The 3,037-nt window shown below is 52.1% G+C and carries 2 rRNA genes (1 of these 2 cut by a window edge); both read left to right on the top strand.

Features of this window, described 5'->3' with window-relative positions:
- Nucleotides 1-2,779: ribosomal RNA gene (locus tag NUH19_RS13225) — 23S ribosomal RNA — on the top strand; it begins 162 nt to the left of the window's first position.
- A 139-nt stretch (nt 2,780-2,918) separates the two neighbouring features.
- Nucleotides 2,919-3,035, top strand: a 5S ribosomal RNA gene (gene rrf / locus NUH19_RS12870).
- The last annotated feature ends 2 nt before the right edge of the window (nt 3,036-3,037 follow it).

Below are 3,037 nucleotides of genomic sequence, written 5' to 3'. Positions count from 1 at the left end.
AGGTGATTATTCATGTGTGAATACATAGCACATGAAAGGCAGACGCAGGGAACTGAAACATCTAAGTACCTGCAGGAAGAGAAAGCAAACGCGATTCCCATAGTAGCGGCGAGCGAAGTGGGAACAGCCCAAACCAAGAGGCTTGCCTCTTGGGGTTGTAGGACTGAACATTGGAGTTACCAAGTTAGCGGATAGACGAAGTCAGCTGGAAAGCTGCGCGAAACAGGGTGAAAGCCCCGTAGTTGAAATCTGTTAGCCTCCGTTCAGGATCCTGAGTACGGCGGAGCACGTGAAATTCCGTCGGAATCCGGGTGGACCATCACCCAAGGCTAAATACTCCCTAGTGACCGATAGTGAACCAGTACCGTGAGGGAAAGGTGAAAAGCACCCCGGAAGGGGAGTGAAATAGTTCCTGAAACCGTGTGCCTACAATTAGTCGGAGCCCGTTAATGGGTGACGGCGTGCCTTTTGTAGAATGAACCGGCGAGTTACGCTAACATGCGAGGTTAAGGTGAAAAGCCGGAGCCGTAGCGAAAGCGAGTCTGAATAGGGCGACGTAGTATGTTGGTGTAGACCCGAAACCAAGTGACCTACCCATGACCAGGTTGAAGGTGTGGTAAAACACACTGGAGGACCGAACCCGTGTATGTTGAAAAATGCTGGGATGAGTTGTGGGTAGCGGTGAAATTCCAAACGAACTTGGAGATAGCTGGTTCTCTCCGAAATAGCTTTAGGGCTAGCCTCAGAGGATGGATATTGGAGGTAGAGCACTGTTTGGACTAGGGGCCCGTCAAGGGTTACTGAATTCAGATAAACTCCGAATACCAATCATCTTACTCTGGGAGTCAGACAGTGAGCGATAAGGTCCATTGTCGAAAGGGGAACAGCCCAGATCACCAGTTAAGGTCCCTAAATCTATGCTAAGTGGAAAAGGATGTGGCGTTGCACAGACAACTAGGATGTTGGCTCAGAAGCAGCCACCATTTAAAGAGTGCGTAATAGCTCACTAGTCGAGTGACCCTGCGCCGAAAATATACCGGGGCTAAGCATAGTACCGAAACTGTGGATGCGACCTTTTGGTCGTGTGGTAGGAGAGCGTTCCATAGGCGTTGAAGGTCGATCGTGAGGACGGCTGGAGCGTATGGAAGTGAGAATGCCGGCATGAGTAGCGAAAGACAGGTGAGAATCCTGTCCACCGTATGACTAAGGTTTCCTGGGGAAGGCTCGTCCTCCCAGGGTTAGTCGGGACCTAAGGCGAGGCCGAGAGGCGTAGTCGATGGCAAACAGGTTGAGATTCCTGTACTAGATCATTTTGTTTGAACAATGGCGGGACGCAGGAGGCTAAGACAAGCACCCAGCTGGAAACGGGTGTCCAAGCAGTTAGTCTGGTGGTGAGTGAAATGCTTACTGCCTTAAGGATAAGCTGTGATGGGGAGCGAAATTTAAGTAGCGAAGTGTCCGATGTCACACTGCCTAGAAAAGCGTCTAGTTAGAAATGATCTACCCGTACCGCAAACCGACACAGGTAGTCGAGGCGAGTAGCCTCAGGTGAGCGAGCGAACTCTCGTTAAGGAACTCGGCAAAATGACCCCGTAACTTCGGAAGAAGGGGTGCTGACCGCAAGGTCAGCCGCAGTGAATAGGCCCAAACAACTGTTTATCAAAAACACAGGTCTCTGCTAAATCGTAAGATGACGTATAGGGGCTGACACCTGCCCGGTGCTGGAAGGTTAAGAGGATGAGTTAGCGCAAGCGAAGCCCAGAATTGAAGCCCCAGTAAACGGCGGCCGTAACTATAACGGTCCTAAGGTAGCGAAATTCCTTGTCGGGTAAGTTCCGACCCGCACGAAAGGTGTAATGATTTGGGCACTGTCTCAACGAGAGACTCGGTGAAATTATAGTACCCGTGAAGATGCGGGTTACCCGCGACAGGACGGAAAGACCCCATGGAGCTTTACTGTAGCTTGATATTGAGTGTTTGTACCGCTTGTACAGGATAGGTAGGAGCCGTAGAGACCGGAACGCTAGTTTCGGAGGAGGCATTGGTGGGATACTACCCTTGCTGTATGAACACTCTAACCCGCGCCACTAAGCGTGGCGGGAGACAGTGTCAGGTGGGCAGTTTGACTGGGGCGGTCGCCTCCTAAAATGTAACGGAGGCGCCCAAAGGTTCCCTCAGAATGGTTGGAAATCATTCGCAGAGTGTAAAGGTATAAGGGAGCTTGACTGCGAGACTGACAAGTCGAGCAGGGACGAAAGTCGGGCTTAGTGATCCGGTGGTTCCGTATGGAAGGGCCATCGCTCAACGGATAAAAGCTACCCTGGGGATAACAGGCTTATCTCCCCCAAGAGTCCACATCGACGGGGAGGTTTGGCACCTCGATGTCGGCTCATCGCATCCTGGGGCTGTAGTCGGTCCCAAGGGTTGGGCTGTTCGCCCATTAAAGCGGTACGCGAGCTGGGTTCAGAACGTCGTGAGACAGTTCGGTCCCTATCCGTCGCGGGCGCAGGAAATTTGAGAGGAGCTGTCCTTAGTACGAGAGGACCGGGATGGACGTTCCGCTGGTGTACCAGTTGTGCCGCCAGGCGCATCGCTGGGTAGCTATGAATGGAAGGGATAAACGCTGAAAGCATCTAAGTGTGAAGCCCCCCTCGAGATGAGATTTCCCATTCCGTAAGGAAGTAAGACCCCTGAGAGATGATCAGGTAGATAGGCTGGGAGTGGAAGTGCAGCGATGCATGGAGCGGACCAGTACTAATCGGTCGAGGACTTGACCTAAAAGCGTAACGAATACGCGTTCAAGACAAAAAACAATGATGTCCAGTTTTGAGGGAGCAAGCCAATTTCGTTTAGCGCGAAGCGCTTAGCGAAATGGCCGAACGAGGCGGAGCCTTGTTCGTCCCTTAAGTAAATAGAAGTGCGGTGGCGATAGCGAGAAGGATACACCTGTTCCCATGCCGAACACAGAAGTTAAGCTTCTCAACGCCGAGAGTAGTTGGTGGGTGACTGCCTGCGAGGGTAGGAAGCTGCCGCGCTT

Origin of the sequence: Lacticaseibacillus parakribbianus (assembly GCF_025490915.1) — a bacterium.
Classification (GTDB): Bacteria; Bacillota; Bacilli; order Lactobacillales; family Lactobacillaceae; genus Lacticaseibacillus; species Lacticaseibacillus parakribbianus.
This window is presented reverse-complemented; position numbering and strand designations above follow the sequence as displayed.